The 16301-nt window shown below is 65.1% G+C and carries 15 protein-coding genes; 7 read left to right on the top strand and 8 right to left on the bottom strand.

What is annotated here, in order from left to right:
• Positions 1 to 174 precede the first annotated feature (174 nt).
• From M8523_RS21535 to M8523_RS36800, 7 genes are all read left to right on the top strand, one after another.
• Positions 175 to 1236 (top strand): sugar ABC transporter substrate-binding protein, encoded by a 1062-nt coding sequence (locus M8523_RS21535; protein WP_282586965.1) that lies wholly within the window; start codon positions 175 to 177, stop codon positions 1234 to 1236.
• Positions 1237 to 1401: 165 nt separating this feature from the next.
• On the top strand, positions 1402 to 2946 hold the full coding sequence (locus M8523_RS21540; protein ID WP_282586966.1) for a sugar ABC transporter ATP-binding protein: 1545 nt from the start codon (positions 1402 to 1404) through the stop codon (positions 2944 to 2946).
• Positions 2939 to 3925, top strand: a complete 987-nt coding sequence (locus M8523_RS21545) for an ABC transporter permease (RefSeq protein ID WP_282586967.1) — start codon at positions 2939 to 2941, stop codon at positions 3923 to 3925. Before M8523_RS21540 ends, M8523_RS21545 begins: the two co-directional genes overlap by 8 nt.
• 157 nt (positions 3926 to 4082) lie before the next feature.
• Positions 4083 to 4952 carry a polysaccharide deacetylase family protein gene (locus tag M8523_RS21550; RefSeq protein WP_282586968.1) on the top strand — a complete coding sequence of 290 codons (870 nt, stop codon included), beginning with the start codon at positions 4083 to 4085 and terminating at the stop codon, positions 4950 to 4952.
• Positions 4953 to 5103: 151 nt separating this feature from the next.
• On the top strand, positions 5104 to 7470 hold the full coding sequence (locus M8523_RS21555; RefSeq protein WP_282586969.1) for a penicillin acylase family protein: 2367 nt from the start codon (positions 5104 to 5106) through the stop codon (positions 7468 to 7470).
• 103 nt (positions 7471 to 7573) lie between these two features.
• Positions 7574 to 7960: a molybdopterin cofactor-binding domain-containing protein gene (locus tag M8523_RS36795; RefSeq protein ID WP_428350989.1), complete on the top strand. Its 387-nt coding sequence runs from the start codon at positions 7574 to 7576 to the stop codon at positions 7958 to 7960.
• Positions 7944 to 8144 carry a hypothetical protein gene (locus M8523_RS36800; protein WP_428350990.1) on the top strand — a complete coding sequence of 67 codons (201 nt, stop codon included), beginning with the start codon at positions 7944 to 7946 and terminating at the stop codon, positions 8142 to 8144. The genes M8523_RS36795 and M8523_RS36800 overlap by 17 nt, the downstream gene beginning before the upstream one ends.
• Positions 8145 to 8173: 29 nt before the next feature.
• On the opposite strand, the gene M8523_RS21565 is transcribed toward M8523_RS36800, so the two are convergent.
• The 8 genes from M8523_RS21565 to M8523_RS21600 all read right to left on the bottom strand — a co-directional run bounded on the left by M8523_RS21565 (position 8174) and on the right by M8523_RS21600 (position 16297).
• Positions 8174 to 8335 (bottom strand): hypothetical protein, encoded by a 162-nt coding sequence (locus M8523_RS21565; RefSeq protein ID WP_282586970.1) that lies wholly within the window; start codon positions 8333 to 8335, stop codon positions 8174 to 8176.
• A 591-nt stretch (positions 8336 to 8926) separates the two neighbouring features.
• The gene (locus tag M8523_RS21570; protein WP_282586971.1) at positions 8927 to 9067 is read right to left on the bottom strand and encodes a hypothetical protein; all 141 of its coding nucleotides are present in this window, start codon (positions 9065 to 9067) and stop codon (positions 8927 to 8929) included.
• Between the two features lie 19 nt (positions 9068 to 9086).
• Entirely contained in the window at positions 9087 to 10376 is a 1290-nt protein-coding gene (locus tag M8523_RS21575) for an amidohydrolase family protein (protein ID WP_282586972.1), read from the bottom strand.
• 17 nt (positions 10377 to 10393) lie between these two features.
• On the bottom strand, positions 10394 to 11359 hold the full coding sequence (locus M8523_RS21580) for a nucleoside hydrolase (protein ID WP_282586973.1): 966 nt from the start codon (positions 11357 to 11359) through the stop codon (positions 10394 to 10396).
• 39 nt (positions 11360 to 11398) lie between these two features.
• Positions 11399 to 12313, bottom strand: coding sequence for an ABC transporter permease (locus tag M8523_RS21585; RefSeq protein ID WP_282586974.1), 915 nt, complete (start codon positions 12311 to 12313; stop codon positions 11399 to 11401).
• 3 nt (positions 12314 to 12316) lie between these two features.
• A complete protein-coding gene (locus M8523_RS21590) occupies positions 12317 to 13441 on the bottom strand; it encodes an ABC transporter permease (RefSeq protein WP_282586975.1) in 1125 nt (374 codons plus the stop codon).
• Positions 13438 to 14985: an ABC transporter ATP-binding protein gene (locus M8523_RS21595; protein ID WP_282586976.1), complete on the bottom strand. Its 1548-nt coding sequence runs from the start codon at positions 14983 to 14985 to the stop codon at positions 13438 to 13440. Before M8523_RS21595 ends, M8523_RS21590 begins: the two co-directional genes overlap by 4 nt.
• A gap of 256 nt (positions 14986 to 15241) precedes the next feature.
• Positions 15242 to 16297, bottom strand: coding sequence for a BMP family lipoprotein (locus M8523_RS21600; protein ID WP_282586977.1), 1056 nt, complete (start codon positions 16295 to 16297; stop codon positions 15242 to 15244).
• Between the last annotated feature and the right edge of the window lie 4 nt (positions 16298 to 16301).

The raw sequence follows: 16301 nt of genomic DNA on the forward strand, positions 1-16301 counted from the left end.
GCACCTCATTCCAAGACGGCGAAAGCCAAATCCGGGCCTGGTGAGCCTCAAAGATCGCCTCTGAATCTTTGTGTTCAATCGTCAAGTCATTTCGCATCGCTTGGTCTTAACTACAACTCAATCAGGTTGCGCTCACGCCGTGGACGCCGCCGAGGAACGGAAGGACCAATGACGATGCTCGACAAACGTCGCTTGCGCTGCTTCTCAGCGGTCGGCCTAGCGCTCGGCACGGCGCTAATGACAAGCTCCCTCGCTTCCACGACAGCGTGGGCCGACGGTGCCTGCAAGCCGCATACGATCGATCTCGGCGAAGGCAAATCCATGATGGGCGGCTGTGGCCCGCTCCATATCGCGCTGCTGATGGCCGCGACCAACAACACGCATTTGCAGTCTGCCATCAAGGGCGCCAAGGAAGCGGCAGCCAAGATCGGTGCCACGCTCGACGTCTTCGACCCGAACTGGAGCGCGAGCGTTCAGTACAACCAAGCCCAGAACGTCATTTCGAGCGGCAAGTACAACGCCATCGTTGGCGAGATGAACGACGGCAACCAAGCGTGCAAGATCCTCACCGAGACGGCGCGGGAAAAGGGCGTGCTGGTGGCCGTCGCGAACGAGCCGATCTGCGACCGGGCCGCGGAAGAAGGCGAAAAGCTCTGGGCGCCTGGCACGCTAAATTTTGTCGGCGGATCACAGGGGCGCGGGCCGTTCCGTGACTGGATCATGGACATCGCCAAGAACAACCCCGGCCCACAGAAGGTCGCGGTCGTGACCGGGCCGGATCTGAACGCCAACACGATCAACACCGACCTCGCGTTGAAAGACGTCAAAGCCAAATATCCCGATTTCGACGTGGTCGCGGTCGTCCGCACGGACTACACTGTCGTGCAAGGCAATTCGAAGACGCTGCCGCTGTTCCAGGCGCATCCCGACCTGACGATCCTGATCTCCAATTATTCCGACATGACGCGTGGCGCCGTCCAGGCCGCCAAGCAGGCCGGCGCGCTCGGCAACGGCAAGCTGAAGATCTACGACTCGGGGGGCAATATCTGGGCGTTCCAGGCCGTGAAGGCCGGACAGATCGAGTACACGCGGACCCTGCTGCCCTATACGGAAATGTACGAATCGGTGATTCAGCTCGGCGACGCCTGGGTCGGCAAGCCCGTGCCGCGCACGACGCCGCTCGAAGTGCACGAGATCACCAAGGACACGATCGACAAGTTCCAGCCGCAGTATTGAGCCGCGTTCCGAGCGCTCCGCCGCTGCCCTTCGCCCCACGGAGCGGGGAGGAGGTGCCTTGAAGGGGGCCGGATGAGGGGAGAAGCGCCGGGGTCTGCCACCTTCTCCCCGCAAGTGGGGCAAAGGAACGCCCTGGCGATGAGATCTTCGAACGGAGACCAAGCGATGCAAGCTGCCGCCACGGTCCCAGCGACCGACACCGGCCTCGCCCTCCGCGCGACGGGGGTCGAGATGCGCTACAGCGGCACCCTTGCGCTCAGGGGCGTCGACGTGCAGGCAAAGACTGGCACAATCCACGCGCTCGTGGGCGAGAACGGGGCGGGCAAATCAACCTTTCTCGGCATCATAGCGGGGCGCGTGGTGCCGACGCGCGGCACGGTTCGCATCTTCGGACAGCCGCATGTCTTCGGCGCGCCCCGCCAGGCACGGCGTCTCGGCATCGCCACCATCTACCAGGAGCTGACGATCGTGCCGGCATTGTCGGCCCAGGCCAATGTCTTTCTCGGCCAGCCCCTTGCGCAGGCCGGTCTGCTCGACGAGCGGCGCATGCGACGGCGCTTCGAAGAACTGGCGGCCGAGATGTCCGTGACCATCCGGCCGGACGCGATCGCGGGACGCCTGTCGGTCGCCGATCAGCAGATGCTGGAGATCATGCGTGGCGTGCAGTCCGGCGCCAAGCTGATCCTCTTCGACGAGCCCACGACCTCGCTCGCCCCGCCCGAACGCGAAGCCCTGTTTCGCCTCATGCGCCAGCTGCGCGCCGAAGGCACCACCATGATGTTTGTCAGCCACAACCTCGAGGAGGTTCTCGACATTTCGGACGTTGTGACCGTATTTCGCGATGGCAACCTGTCAGGGTCCGCACCTCGCTCGGATTGGTCCAAGCCCGCGCTGATCCGCGCCATGGTCGGCCACGATGTCGTCGAGAACCGCCGGGTCGAGCGGAAGCCACGGCCGGCCGGTGCCGCGCCGCTGCTCGCCGCCAAAGGTGTCAACGTTCCAGGTGCGATCGAGGCCATCGACATCAGTCTCAGTCCTGGTGAGATTCTCGGTGTCGGCGGTCTCGTGGGCTCCGGCCGCACCTCGCTGCTGCGCGCCCTCGCCGGATTAGAACCGCGCAGCACGGGGGAGCTCACCGTCGACGGCGAGCCGGTCGAGTGGCCGACGACGCCACGCGCAGCCCTCAAAAACGGCATCGTGCTCGTGCCGGAGGACCGCAAGGCGCAGGGCCTGGTGCTTGGCATGAGCGCTATGGACAATATCGCGATTGCTCGGTTCGGTGCGGTGTCGCGCTTCGGAATCATTTCGAACACCGCGATTGCCGCCAAGGCGCGTAGCGTGGCGCGGGAATTCGGCTTCGCCGAGAACCGCGTCGGCACCATTGTGCGCAACCTGTCGGGTGGCAACCAGCAGAAGGTGCTGCTCGGCAAGGCGCGGTTCCGCGGCCCGAAAATCCTCCTCGTCGACGAGCCGACCCGCGGCATCGATATCGGGGCCAAAGACGAGATCATGTCCACCCTGCGCCGCCTCGCCGACGAGGGGCTCGGGATCATCGTCGTGTCGTCCGATCTCGAAGAGGTCATCGCCGCGAGCGACCGGATCATCGTGATGTCCGAAGGGCACAAGGTGGCCGAGCTCGACCAGACTGTCGGCCCGGTCAACGTGCAGGACATCCTGACTGCCGCCTTCAAGGTGATGACGCATGAGTAGCCTGCCCATGACCCCGCCCGCCGCTGCCAAACCTCCCGGCAAACTGGCCTTGAGCCGCGACATCTTCCTCCAATTCGGCGTGGTCTGGGCGTTTGTGATCTTGCTGATCGGCAGCACGATCCTCTACCCGCGCGTCTTCGACCCGACCAATGTGAAAAACATCCTCAGCCAGTCGGCGCCGGTCGGTATCGTGGCCGTCGGCATGACCTTCGTGATGATCGGCGGCGGCTTTGATCTTTCGGTCGGCTCGATCTTCGCACTCGGCGCCGTCGTCTTCGGCCATCTCGCCGATCCGCTCGGCCTCTGGGGTGCGGCGGGGGCGGTGCTCGTGGCGAGCACGATCTGTGGCATCATCAACGGGCTGATCGTGACCAAGCTGCGGGTCAACCCGTTCGTGGCGACGCTCGGCACCGGCTCGGCCTTCGGGGGCTACGCCTTCATCTATTCCAATGCCGCCCCCCAGGTGCCAAACGACTTCAACTTCCAGTATCTCGGCACCGAATCCTGGCTCGGCTGGCCGATCTCGATCTACATCCTGATCGCAGTGTTCCTGGCGGGCGCCTTCGTCCTGGCCCGCAGCGTCTACGGCCGGTCGATCTACGCGACCGGCGGCAACACGGAGGCGGCCCGCCTGTCCGGGATCCCGACGGACGTTCTGCGCGCCAGCACCTACGTGATGACAGCGATCTGCTCCGGGATCGGCGGCGTGATCCTGTCGTCGCGCCTGGGGGTCGGGCAGGCCGACATGGGCGGCAGCATCGCGCTCGACTCGATCGCCATCGTGGTGATCGGCGGCACCTCGCTGCTTGGCGGCGAAGGCGCCATGTGGCGCACTGCCATCGGCCTCCTGATCATCGCGACGCTGACCAACGTCTTCGACTCGCTCGCGATCAACAACAACTATCAGCTCGTGGCCAAGGGCGTGATCGTCATCGGCGCGGTGGCGCTCGACATCTACGCGCGGCGGATGCGGAACTGAACCTTCCTCATTCCGGACGAAGCGCAGCGAGGATCCGGAACCGGTGCGCTCCTCATCCCGCCGACAGAGGCACACCGGTTCCGGGTTCGGCTCCGCCGCCCCGGAATGAGGGGCGACAAACCGAGCGGAACCGCCGCGGTAATTCAGGAGAGAAACCATGACCAAGAATGTGGGCGTCGCCCTCACCTTCGACTACGACGCGATGTCGCTCTGGATCGGCACCTTCGGGGCGAAATCCCCCAGTATGACGTCGCGCGGCGAGTTCGGCGTCATCGGCGTCCGCCGTATCCTGCAGACGTTGGATCACTACAGGATTCCGGGCACCTTCTACATTCCCGGCCACACTGCCTACGCCTTCCCGAAGTCGGTGCAGGACATCGCGGCTGCGGGGCACGAGATCGGCCATCACGGTTGGATCCATGAGAACCCCGTCACCGTCTCGCCCGAGCGCGAGCGCTGGATTCTGGAGAAGGGGTTCAAGGCGCTCGACGAGGTCGCAGGCGTCCGACCCGTCGGCTACCGCTCGCCCGCCTGGGACAACAGCCCCGAATCCATCCCGCTGCTGCTCGAATATGGCTTCGAGTACGAGAGCAGCCAGATGGCGACGGATTTCGAGCCCTACTGGTGCCGGGTGGGCGACAGTTTCACCATGGACGACCCCTATGTGTTCGGAAAACCCGTCAACCTTGTCGAATTACCGGTCGCCTGGCATCTCGATGATTTTCCACAGTTCGAATATGTCGTCAGCAAGGGTGGCATCATCCAGGGCGTGCAGACGCCGCGCTCGCTGCTGCAGATCTGGAAGGACGAGTTCGACTATCTCTACGAGCGCATCGGCACCGGTCTGTTCAGCATTACCATGCACCCGCAGGTGATCGGCCGCGCCCACCGCCTGCTGCTGCTCGAAGGCATCATCGAGCACGTGAAGGACAAGCCGGGCGTGCACTTTACCACCATGATCGACTATTGCCGCAAATGGAAGGAAGGCAAGACACCGTCCCTCTCGGCGGAAATCGGGCAGGGCTGAGACGCCTCATTCCGGGTCGGCGAAGCCGAACCGGCGTGCTTCTTCGCCACCCCTGCAACGCCCCTTCTCCTGCAAGGGGAGAAGGGGATCCTGAGCCCCTCGCACGACAGCCCGGCGCTGACGAGCCACGGTCCGTCCACGGAATTTTGCCATGCACCACGAAGACATCGCCGTCCTGGGCCTCTCCGAGCCCGTCGCCATCACGGTCGACACCTGGGGCATTCCGCACATCCGGGCCGGCAACCTGCTCGACCTGTTCTTCGCGCAGGGGTTCAATGCGGCGCGCGACCGGCTCTGGCAGATCGACCTGTGGCGCAAGCGCGGGCTCGGCCTGCTCGCGGCCGATTTCGGGCCCGGCTATCTCGAACAGGACCGCGCGGCGCGGTTATTCCTCTACCGCGGTGACATGGAGGCCGAATGGGCCTGCTACTGCTCCGACGCGAAGGTCATCTGTGACGCGTTCGTGAACGGCATCAACGCCTACGTCGATCTCGTCGACGCCGAACCGAAGCGACTGCCGCCCGAATTCGTGGAGCTCGGCACAAGGCCGGCCAAATGGGCCGCAGACGACGTCGTCCGCATCCGCAGCCATTCGTGGATGCGCAACGCCCTTTCGGAGGTGATCCGCGCCAATGTCATGGCCCAGGCTGGTGCTGAGGCCGATCTCCTGCGGCAGACGCTCAACCCGCCAATCACGCCCACGATCCCCGAAGGGCTCGATCTCGGTTCGATCCCCACGGCGGTGCTCGACATTTTCAAGCTGGCCCTCGTCCCCGTCACCTTCGGCCGCGAACGTCTTGATACGGATCTCGACAAGGCCGAGGCCTGGCGCAAGGTGACGCCGTTGGGCGAGGTGGTGCGGGAGGCCAACGGCCAGGGCTCGAACAACTGGGTGATCGCCGGGACAAACACCGAGACCGGCCGCCCGATCCTCGCGAACGATCCCCATCGGGCCCATGCCGCTCCCTCACTGCGCTATCTCGTCCACCTCACCTGCCCGGAGTTCGACGGGATTGGTGCAGGCGAGCCGATCCTCCCCGGCATTATGATGGGCCACAACGGCACCATCGCGTTCGGGCTCACGCTGTTCTTCGGGCCGGACGAAGAGGACGTCTACGTTTACGAAACGGCGCCTGACGACCCCGAACTTTACCGATATGACGACGGCTGGGAACGTATGACGCGCATCGAAGAACCCGCGACGGTTCGAGGGGCGCCCGGCCAGACCCTGGCGCTCAAATTCACCCGGCACGGCCCAGTGATATTCGAAGACCCGACCAAGCGCCGCGCCTATGCGGTGCGCTCGGTCTGGTTCGAGCCGGGCGCCGCGCCCTATTTCGTCAGCCTCTCCTCGATGCGCGCCAAGACGCACGCGGACTTCGCGGAAGACATGAAGCGCTGGGCGGTGCCGGCCGTGAACCAGGTCTATGCCGATACGGGCGGCACCATCGCCTGGATCGCCGCCGGCACCAGCCCGATTCGTACGAATTGGGAGGGGCTGCTGCCGGTGCCGGGCGACGGCCGCTATGAGTGGCAGGGCTTCTACCGCGCCGGCGACCTGCCGCATGTGCTCAACCCCGAGACCGGCTTTTTCGCCACCGCAAACGAGCAGAACGTACCGGTCGACTGGTCTCTGCCAGCTGAGAAGATCGGCCATGAATGGATCGAGGGCGCGCGCGCCAACCGCATCGCCGAGGTCTTCGCGGCGACGCCGGTCCACTCGGTCCGGACATCCTGTGCGCTGCAGACGGATCTCTTGTCGCTGCCGGCCCGGCGCGTGGTGCGCCTGCTGGCAGACCTCGGCAGTGAGGACGCGGCGATCTCGACTGCCCTAGACTTGCTGAGGGATTGGGATGCCGTTCTCGCAGCGGACAGCGCCGCCGCTGCCCTGTTCGAGGTCTGGTGGTCGAAGCACCTACGGCCCGGCGTTCTCGCCATGGCGGTCGCAGATCCGGCGACGCGCGCGCTGCTCGGCGCCGGCGACCCGGATGGCGTGCTGCCGCGCCTGGAGCAGCCCGGGCCGTGGTTCGCGGCCCCCGCGGAAGCCGCGCGCGACGCGCTGCTGCTCGGCACTCTCAGCCGTGCCTATAGCGAATGCGCCGAGCACATGGGTTTGGACCCGTCCGCCTGGGCCTGGGGCCGCCTCCACCAGGGCTATTTTGAGCACGTTCTGACGGGGCTCACACGCAGCCCGGACCTCAACGTCGGCCCTCTTCCCATGGGCGGCAGCGACTCGACGCCGATGAACGCCATGTACCGCTTCAACGACTTCCGCGTCATCCTGGGCGCCTCGGTCCGGATGGTCGTCGACGTTGGCGCCTGGGACGAAAGCGTCTGCATCAATGCGCCCGGCCAGTCCGGCGACCCACGCTCGCCACACTATGGGGATCTCGCCGGGAAATGGTCTAAAGGCGAGTACGTGCCAATGCTCTACAGCCAAGAAGCCGTCAGCACGGCTGCGCAAATGCAACTCTGCCTGCGGCCAAGTGCTCGATACACTGATGCGGCAAAGCCCTGACCACTTAACCCAAACCCAAACATTCGACTTCAACCGGCCATCTGACCGGCGGTCGGTCTTGCAAGGCCGCAAACCACCGGCGTCAGCCTTCGCTCGGTTGGGCGTGAGCGAGATCAGCGAACTCGGCGAGTTCCTGCCTCCCGGCACGAAGCCCGAAGTCCTCGGCATGCTCCGCAAAGGCCAGGTGCCGTTCGCGAACCAGGCGCGCGGCGACGAGTCCAGGAACGGCAAGCCCCTGATGTTCGCTTTCGGCGCCGAGTTCGTCGAGGTGCGCATCCACAGGCTGACGCGCGAGATCCGGGTCCCGCGCATGACCGGTGCCTTTGCGGCGGGCCGCATCGTGAACCCGCGAACGGCCCGGAGCCAGCTTATGGGCGGGATGATTTGGGGAATGTCGTCCGCGTTGCTCGAGGCGACGAAGATCGACGAGAAGCGGGGTCGCTACGTCAACGACAGCCTCGGGGGAATACCTCATGGCCGTCAATGCTGATGTCCCCCAGGTGGACGTGATCATGGTCCCTGAAGAGGATCCCGAGGTCAATCCCTTGGGGGTGAAGGGCATCGGCGAGCTCGGCATCGTCGGTACCGCCGCGGCGGTCGCCAACGCCGTCCACCATGCGACCGGCAAGCGCATCTGCGACCTTCCCATCGTCATGGACAAGCTTCTCGCGTGATGGTCAGCGCGGGAGCTCCGGCTCGCGAGCTACGTCAAGAACAGCCTGGTGCTGGTCACGGCGCTCTCGCCCGTGATCGGCACCAGATAGCCGCCCACATCTCTGAAGCGGCCGATGCCCTGGGGGGCACTCTGCGCCAGGCGGGCCATAAAGTCGGGCCATGTGGACGAGGCGACGTTCGACCGGGTCATGGACCGGGGGTCCATGTTCGGCGATGGCGTCGGCGGCGCGTAAGAGGCCGCAACGCGGGCGAGCCCCTACCGGGTTGCCCGACGGCCCACCGCGCGTTACGCGCGTCCCGTCCATGCAGGTCCGGCCACCGCAGCCGACTGGAACCCCTTTACCAGCTGCGCGAAACGCGGCGGCCAACCGAAAGGACCGGAACATGGTCGAGGCTCGATCTCAGATCGCGCCGCAGCCGCCGCGATACACCATCTTACGAGGTGTCTCAGGCAACCTTGGGGCGGAGGAAGCGTAGTCAGAGGCACGTTCAATGTCCATGTCTCCTGGCGGCCGACGACCCATGGCCGTGACAAGATCACGATGCCAAACTTGCGAGGTGACTGCAATGCAGGTGGCTGTCTCAATGCCTATTGGGGCAAAGCGGGCCATGCCGACGACTGTACCAACAGCCTCCAATGACGTCTCGCGTCGCGGCGATTTCACCCCGAGATCACGCATCTTCAAAGCGGAACGCGGGATCGTGTTTAAAGCACGCGGCGGACCGGCGCTGCGTCTCGATGCTTCGTTAGCTGAGAGCACGACGGCGATCGGAATGCGGATCACCGAAAGCGGCTGTCCCGTCCGGACGCGGTGAGGCTCGGCGAGATGGTGCGCGGCAGGATTGAGCGGATCACGATCACGGGCCATGAGAGCGGCGCGATCGAGGTCGCTTGCGGGCAGCTTTCGCGGGTGTCACGCATGCCGCGGTGCTCCAATCCGTCAGTTGGTTGGACTGTAGTGCGAAGCATCCACTGAGACGGGCCGCCCATCCAGTCGCAGTTCAGCGCAACGCGGAACCGACCGGGCGATGACGCGACCGAAGCGGATGACGGCGAGACGGGTGGCCTTGAGACGGATCGCTTCGATCGGGTCGCGAGCCTGGAGAAGAACGAAATCAGCCCTGTTGCCCACCGCGAGCCCATAACGATCGAGCTCCATGACTTTGGCCGCGTTGATCGTTACCATGTCGAAGGCGCCGCTCATCGCCGCGCGCGAGGTCATTGGGGCAGCGTGGATTGCCATATGAGCCACCTCGAGCATATCGCCTGAGCCAAGCGGATACCACGGGTCCATCACGCAGTCGTGGCCGAGAGCTACGTTAACGCCGGCAGCCTTGAGCTCCGGCACGCGCGTCATGCCGCGACGTCGCGGATAGGTGTCGTGACGGCCTTGGAGTGTGATGTTGATGAGAGGGTTCGCCACCACGTGGACGCGCGCTTCCGCGATGAGAGTAATGAGCTTCGACACATAGTAATTGTCCATCGAGTGCATGGAGGTGCAATGTGACCCCACCGCCCTGCCCTGCAGCCCATGACGCACCGTCTCGGCAGCCAGCGTCTCGATGTGGCGCGACAGCGGATCGTCGGATTCGTCGCAATGGAGGTCGATCGGCAAGCCTCGGTCGGCAGCAATCCGGCATAGGGCCGCGACCGAGGCAGCCCCGTCCGCCATGGTGCGCTCGAAATGCGGGATGCCGCCGACGACGTCGACGCCCAGATCGAGGGCCCGGTCGAGGGCCGCCACGGCGCCGGGCGCCCGGTAGTAGCCATCCTGCGGAAAGGCCACGAGCTGCAGATCGATGTATGGCTTCACCCGTTCGCGCACGTCGAGCAGGGCCTTGACCGTCAGCAGCCGCGGATCGCTGACGTCGACGTGGCTGCGGATGGCCAGCAGCCCCTGCGACACCGCGAGGTCGCAATAGCGCAGCGCGCGCTCTACGAGCGCCTCATGAGTCAAGAGCGGCTTCAGCTCGCCCCAGAGCGCGATGCCTTCGAGCAATGTCCCGGACTCGTTCAGCCGCGGCAGACCGAGCGAGAGCGTCGCGTCCATGTGGAAATGCGGGTCGACGAAGGGCGGCGAGACGAGCTGTCCCGCCGCGTCGATCGTCTCACCCGCCTCGGTCGCGATGCTCGGCGCGATGGCGGTAATGCGGCCGCTCGCGACCGCGATGTCCTGGCCCGTGCGCCCATCGGGCAGCGTGGCATTGGTGACGAGGAGATCGACGCTCATGGCGGTGCTGTCTCCGGTCAGGACACCTTGGGCCCAAGGGCCAGCGTGCTCTCGAGAAATTCGCAGAACTTTTCCCGATCCGCCCCGAAGGCGACGTGGCAGTTCGGATCCTTGAGGTTGCGGTAGTGCGTGTCGACCACGGTGCGGCCGACCGTCAGCGTCCCGTGGCACTCGACATCGACATGGCGGAACAGCGTCGTGACCACGCTCGGGTCGAGCATGAAGTTGACGCAGAGCGCGTCGTGCACCGGGCAGGCGTTGCGCTCCTCCATCGGCTGGTTGTCGTCATAGGCGCGGATGCGCTGGTCGATGAAGCGCGAGGCCGCGAGCCCCGCCGTCGTACCGAGCGCTTCGAGCTTGCGTGACCGCTCGTTGGAGACGAGCGCCTTATGGGTCGCGTCGAGCGGCAGCAGCGTTACCTTCTTGAAGCCGGCCGCGAAGACCTTGGCGGCGCCTTCCGGGTCGGCCCAGATGTTGAATTCGGCCTGTGGGGTCACGTTGCCCTTGTGATGGGCGCCCCCCATGATGATGACTTCGGGCACGTAGTCGACCAGCTTCGGGAAGACCGCGACGGCGGCCGCGATGTTCGACAGCGGCCCGACCGGCATCAGCACGATCTCATCAGTGGCGTTGCGATAGGTCTCGATCAGGAAGTCGACCGCACCGGTCTCCTGCTTGCGGAGTGTGGTATTGGGGATCGGCAGTTCGCGGCCATGCACGCCGTTGTCGAACTTGATAGCACGCGGGACGGGAAAGTCCGGTCGGGCCAGGGGCGAACTCAAGCCCTCGTAGACCGGAATGTCGCCGCGCCCGACGAATTCCAGCGCCCGCAGGGTGTTGTTAGTGCAATATTGAACCTCGACATTGCCGTTCACCGAGGTGCAGGCGATGAGGTCGAGATGAGGATGCAGGGCCGCGCACATAATGGCGACGGCATCGTCGGTGCCAGTGTCGACGTCGAGAATGAGCTTGCGTTTGGACATGATGTTTCCTTCCGAAAGGTTTGAAAAGCGTGGTCGTCGTCAGGTGTCGAATCGCCAGCCGTTCTGGGTCGAGCTGCGGTTGGCGCGAATGCCGACGATGACGAGTGCCAGGATGGTGGCCGCATAGGGGATGATCTGCAGCAGCTGTGGCGCGGTGCCGGTGATCTGCGGCAGGCGCACCGCGAGGGCCGTGGCGACGCCGAACATCAGCGCCACCAGGGTGGTGGCGACCGGGCGGCCTTTGGCGAAGAAGATCGCGGCCAGCGCGATGAGACCCCGTTCGTCGGTCATCTGCTTGGCGAAGAGCGAGACGTAGCCGAGCGACAGATAGGCGCCGCCAAGCCCGCAGAAGAAACCGCTGATCACCATGGTCTGCAACTTGATCGCGTCGACGTTGACGCCGGCCGCGAGAGCCGCGTCCTCGGCTTCGCCGATCATCCGAACCCGCAGGCCCCATCGCGTGCGATACAGCGTCCAGGCGACCACCGGGACGGCCAGATAGGCGACATAGACCAGCAGCGTGTGACCGCTGAGGAGCGGGCCCAGCACGGGCAGGTCGGCCAGCCCCGGAATGCGCAAGGCCGGAAAGACCGGAATGGCGGCTGAGGCGAAGACACCGTCCTGATCAAAGATCGCCTTGAGCAGCAAGGCTGTCAGCCCATAGGCCAGAAAGGTGACCGCGATGCCCGCGATGAAGATGTGGGCGCGAAACCGCAGGTTGAACAGGGCGAGCACGGCGGCGAGGGCCATCGAGGCCAGGACACCGGCGAGCACGCCCATCGTCAAGCTTCCCGTGGCGAAGGCGGCGCCGACTGCCGCGAAGGCCGCGACAATCATGAAGCCGTCGAGCGCGATGTTCAGGATGCCGGCTTGGAATGTGTAAAGACCACCAAGCGCCGCGAAGACCAGCGGCGTGGCGATGCGGATCGAGGAGAACGCGATATCCGACAGCATGGCTCAGGCCTCCGTGGTGCCCTGCTCGGCAGGCAGCGTCATCGGCAGGGTGACGGCGGGCGCGGAGGCGACGAGGGGACGCCGCCAACCGCGCCAGGAAAAGGTGAAGCGTGCCGCGAGAATCAGCACCACGATGAACTGCAGCACCTGGACCAGGTACTTGCTGATGCCGAGCTCCATCTGCAGTACGGAGCTGCCGCTGTTCAGCGCGCCGAAGAGAAAGGCGGAGAACAGCACGCCGATCGGGCTCGAATTGGCCAGCATGGCGACCGCGATGCCGTCGAAACCATAGCCGGGCGAGAAATTATCGTAGAAAGCGCCATAGACGCCGAGCACTTGCTCCGCACCCGCGAGACCGCCGATGGCGCCGCTCACCAGCATCACGCCGATGACGTTGCGGCGCACCCGGATGCCGCCGTAATTGGCGAAGCGCGCGTTGAGGCCGATCAGCTTCCATTCGAAGCCTCGTACGGTGCCGTTATTGAACAGCGCCATCAGGGCGCAGCACGCAAGCGCAATGAAGATGCCGGTGTTCAGCTGCGAATAGAGTGAAAAATTGGCGAGACGCGCGGCGTCGACCACGTCCGGCAGCTTGTTGGTCGGGCCCGGCGCCTTGAGAACGCGGGCCGACACATAGCCGGTGAGCAGCAGCGCGATCGGATTCAACATCAAGCAGAGCACGAGTTCATTGACGCCGATATAGGCCCGCAGCAAGGCCGGGATGGCGGCCCAGGCTGCGCCTCCGGCCAATGCCGCGAGGAGGCAGGCCGGCACCATCGCCCAATCGGGGAGCGGCGCTGCGTAACCGACGATTCCCGCCGCCAGCGCCCCCATCAGCATCTGGCCCTCGACGCCGATGTTCCAGATGCCCGAGCGGAACGCGATGGCGACCGCCAGGCCGGTGAAGATCAGCGGCGTCGTCAGCTGCAACGTCACCGCCAGGTTGGGCCAGCCGCTGAGGCTTCCGACCAGCAGCACCGCATAGACCGTGAAGGGATTCTTGCCGAGCACCGCCATCAGCAGGCCGCCCAGACCGAACGACACGACAAGCGCGAACAGCGGCGGCCCAACGGCCCGAAGCAGGCGCGGGAGCACAGGGTGGGGACGTGGAGCCGCGCGATCCGTCATGCGTGCGCCTCCTGCCGCGTGGGTGCCTGATCATCGGTGTTCGACCCACCCATGAGACGGCCGATTTCCTCGACATCCGCATCGGCGGCGGCGATGTCACCGACGATGCGGCCGCGGTAGATCACGAGCAGGCGGTCGCACAGCGACATCAGTTCGTCGAGGTCCGCCGAGATGACGAAAACGGCGCGGCCCTCGTCGCGCATGGCGACGAGCAAACGATGGATCGACTCGATCGCGCCGATATCGACACCCTGAGAGGGTTGTTCGGCGATGATCAGCCGCGCGTCGCGCGTCAGCTCCCGCGCCAGCTGGACCTTCTGCTGGTTGCCCCCAGAGAGCGCGCCGGCCGGCGTCATCTCGCCCGCGCCGCGAATATCGAAACGCTTTATCAGCTCACGGCAGCGGCGGCGTGCCGCCGCGGCGGCGAGAAACGGCCCCTTGCGGAAAGCGGACAGATGCCCGACCGCCATGTTTTCCCAGATGGAGCTCTGCAAGGACAGGCCGACATGGGCACGATCGGCCGGCACGTAAGCCAAACCGGCGCGGCGCGAGGCGACCGGGTCACCAACGGTTGGCACCGTGCCACAGATCGCGATGCGTCCGGCCGTCGAACGGCGGATACCGGCGATACTTTCGACAAGCTCGTCCTGACCGTTGCCTTGCACCCCGGCGAGGCCGACGATCTCGCCGGGACGCACCGTCAGGGACAGGTCCTCCACTGCCGGCGTGCCGCGATCACCGCTGACGCTGAGATTGCTGATCTCAAGCGTTGGACCGCCACGCGGCTTGGCCTCGGTCTTGGCCACGCGCAGCAGCACCGTGCGCCCTACCATCAGGCTGGCGATCTGGTCCGCCGTCACTTCGCTGTTGTCGAGGGTCGAGACGATACGGCCCTGCCGCATGACGGAAATGCGATCCGAGACGGCGAGGACCTCGCGGAGCTTGTGGGTGATGAAGACCACCGAGCGTCCGCTTTTGGCGAGCGACCGCATGGTGATGAAGAGTTCGGCTGTTTCCTGCGGCGTGAGGACCGCCGTGGGTTCGTCGAGGATGAGGATCTCGGCCTGACGGTACAGCGCCTTCAGGATCTCGACCCGTTGCCGGAGACCGACCGGAAGCGTGCTGACGATGGCGCGCGGATCCAGATCGAGGCCGAACCTTTGGCTGAGGTCACCCGTGTCGCGCTCCGCCGTGCGGAGATCGAGGCGCCCGCCCGAGAGCGCCGGCTCTGCCCCGAGAATGATGTTCTCCGCCACCGTGAAGGACGGCGCGAGCTTGAAATGCTGGTGCACCATGCCGATGCCAGCCGCAATGGCCTCCGCGGGACCACCGAATGAAACGGGCTTGCCGCGCAGCACGACCGCGCCGGATGTGGGCGGCAACAGCCCGTAGAGGATGTTCATCAGCGTCGACTTGCCGGCGCCGTTCTCGCCGACCAGCGCATGCACCTCGCCCGGCTTGATGTCGAGCGTCGCATCATGGATCGCGACCAGCTCGCCGAAGTGCTTGACGATGCCGCGCAGGGAGACGAGGGCGTCGGTCATGATGGCGATCCAAAATGGTTGGCTGCCGGAGGAACACGGTGCAACGCGTGGGGTGACCCCTTCTCCCCTTGCGGGAGAAGATGGATTTCGCCGCATGAGACAGACGGATGAGGGGTTTCTCCCGTCGTCGTACGACCCCTCATCCGGCGCTTCGCGCCACCTTCTCCCGCAAGGGGAGAAGGGACCTTGAAGCCCTGCGAACTTCGTCGTCCCTTGCAGGGAAACACAACATCCGACCCAGTGTTCGCGAGACCGATCACTTCTTGTCGGCGACGGAGGGAGGGGTGGCCATGGGCGGGGTGCCCATTTCCTTCTGGCCCGGCGCGAGGTCGAAGTAATTCGGCACCACGATCTCGCCCGAGATGACCTTGGCCTTAAGCTCGTCCACCTGCTTCAGCACGGCATCCGAGATCAGGCCCTTGTTGTATTCGTCCATGGCGGCCGCGACGCCCCCTTCCTTGAGGCCGTAGTAGAGAACCGTGCCGCCCTTGAAGCTGCCGTCCGACACAGACTTGATCATGTCGTAAGCCTGGGTATCGACGCGCTTCATCATCGATGTCAGCACGAAGCCGGGCGCCAGATAGTTCTGGTCCGAATCAACGCCGATCGCGAAGGTCTTGGTGCTTTTGGCCGCATCGATGACGCCGGCGCTCGTGGCGCCCGCCACTGCGAAGTTGATGTCCGACTTCTGGTTGATCAACCCGAGCGTGTATTCCTTGCCGGCGGCGGGATCGGTGAAAGTGCCGGAATAGCTTTCGAGCACGTTGACCTTCGGGTCCGCCATCTTCGCCCCGTAGTAATAGCCGATGTAGAAGCGGTGGATGATCGGGATGTCTTTGCCACCGACGAAACCGATGGTGCCGGTCTTGGTGGTCTTGGCCGCGATGGCGCCGACCAGGAACGAGCCCTCCCAGTCCTTGGTCACGCTGCTCACGACATTGGGCGCGATCGGGTCGGGCCCGACATCGACCAGGCCGAACTTCTGGTTCGGGAAGGCCTTGGCCACGGCCTGCATCGGCTTGATCATGTCAAAGGACGAACCAACGATGAAGTCGAAGCCCTGGCCTGCCGCCCGTGCCAGCGTCGACTGGAATTCGGAGATCGAGCGCGGCTGGATGACGTTGAACTCGATGCCGAGGTCGGCCTGTGCCTTTTTCATGCCCTCGTTCATCATGTCGTTGAAGGACTTGTCGCCGAGCCCTGATTCCGAGGTGATCATCGCCACCTTCATCTTGGCTTCGGCCGCCGTGGAGGCGACCAAGGCTCCGGCGACGATCGCCGCGGCGCTGAGGGCAGAAAATACCTTTCGCATGACC

The sequence above is a fragment of the Lichenifustis flavocetrariae genome, from assembly GCF_026130545.1.
Taxonomy (GTDB): domain Bacteria; phylum Pseudomonadota; class Alphaproteobacteria; order Rhizobiales; family Beijerinckiaceae; genus Lichenihabitans; species Lichenihabitans flavocetrariae.